Here is a 1,503-nt window from a genome sequence, read left to right on the forward strand (position 1 = left end):
CTGTACAAGTTAATCTGTTCAATTATTTCGCTATCAGGAATTAATTCTTTATAAGCTTTCAAAAAAGTGGTTAAAAACCTGCAAGCTAACTGAAGAAGTATCATCTATTTTTGGATGTGCATTAATGATAAGTGTTTTGATCATTTTTATTTCCCCTTTAAGAATTTTAGGTTCTAATTAAAGACTAAGTTAATCGTCGATTAACATTGTCTATAATATATGCTATGATTATTTTTGTCAAATGAATATGATTTACCCAAAATAGATTTCTTTCATTTGACTAACACTCTAAATACTCCTAAGATACAATTTGATAACCCTTAAAACCAAAAGCAGGTGAGTTTATATGCAGTATAGTGTCGGTGTTGAATATGCTTTACATTGTCTGGTTTATTTAATTGCTCTTCCTTCCAAGGAAAGTGTTGGGATAAAGGATTTGGCAGAATTCCAAGGACTTCCTGAGACATTTCTTTCAAAAGTTTTCGGTAAATTATCTAAGGCAGGCATCGTAAGTTCTGTCCCTGGTGTAAAAGGAGGGTATAGGTTATCTAAGTCCCCAGAAGATATTTCCTTTTGGGATGTAGTTGAAGCAGTTGAAGGTCCTAAGCCAATTTTTCAATGTAAAAATATTAAAGATAATGGTTATTTGTATAGAGAAAACTGTTGTTCAGCTCCCTCCTCTTGTACCATCAATTTAGTTATGCTCTCTGCGGAAGAAAAAATGCGTGATTATTTGCGTAATAAAACACTGTCATGGTTAAATGAAGAGCTTGAACGTGTTTTACCCAAACAAATACGTAAAGATACTCGGGATTATTTTTCGAAGAGCAACATATAAAATAAACCTCTCGTGAAATTCCTAAATTAATAGGAATTTTGAGAGGTTTTTTGCATAGTTCAAGGAAACCGCAGCAGGAACTTTAAGTAATGCACCCGATAGTGAAAGAAGAAAGTATCCAAAATATATAGCTTAGTACCACACCACGGACAAAAATCTATTCCCTGCTAGAGGTGCCACCATCATGAATTATTAATCAACAAGAACCAATTATTACTTTTTCCGAGGAATAGTTAGTGTCTTCCAATCACTTGATCTTATAATTTTTGCTAAGTAAACAATTTGCCCAACATGGTAAGAATAATGGTACATTTGGCGTTCAATAGCTTCTATAACTGAATGTGGTTCATTTCGGATATTAATTGTTTTTAATAGGTGTTCTTCGTCAATATCTTTCAATGCAGTCAAAAAGGTATCCCACCCAAGTTCCCACAGTTCCATCACCTGCTCTTTGGTTTGAATATCTCCCACAAATTCATCATCACGATTTCGATAAGGTTTTTCCCCGTCAGTTGTAAAGAAATCAGTCCAGCGAGACACCATATTACCACTCATGTGTTTCACTATAATGGCGACACTATTGGACTCTTCATTCAGAGACCAAAATAATTCGCTTTCGGTTAATTGCTCTATTGCTTTTTCAGTGGTTATTTTTGCTTCCATAA

General features: G+C 34.1%; 1 protein-coding gene and 2 pseudogenes. 1 reads left to right on the forward strand and 2 read right to left on the reverse strand.

All coding sequences use genetic code 11. From position 1 onward, the window contains the following. A pseudogene (locus tag V7137_RS24665) lies at nucleotides 1-144 on the reverse strand (FMN-dependent NADH-azoreductase); the annotation flags it as partial. A gap of 202 nt (nucleotides 145-346) precedes the next feature. On the opposite strand from V7137_RS24665, the gene V7137_RS24670 reads away from it, so the two are divergent. Then, nucleotides 347-838 (forward strand): RrF2 family transcriptional regulator, encoded by a 492-nt coding sequence (locus tag V7137_RS24670; RefSeq protein WP_335700521.1) that lies wholly within the window; start codon nucleotides 347-349, stop codon nucleotides 836-838. A gap of 213 nt (nucleotides 839-1,051) precedes the next feature. Here V7137_RS24670 and V7137_RS24675 read toward each other — a convergent pair. Continuing rightward, nucleotides 1,052-1,503, reverse strand: a pseudogene (locus V7137_RS24675) (DUF1572 family protein); the annotation flags it as partial.

It is taken from the genome of Neobacillus drentensis (assembly GCF_036962765.1).
Classification (GTDB): Bacteria; Bacillota; Bacilli; order Bacillales; family Cytobacillaceae; genus Neobacillus; species Neobacillus drentensis_C.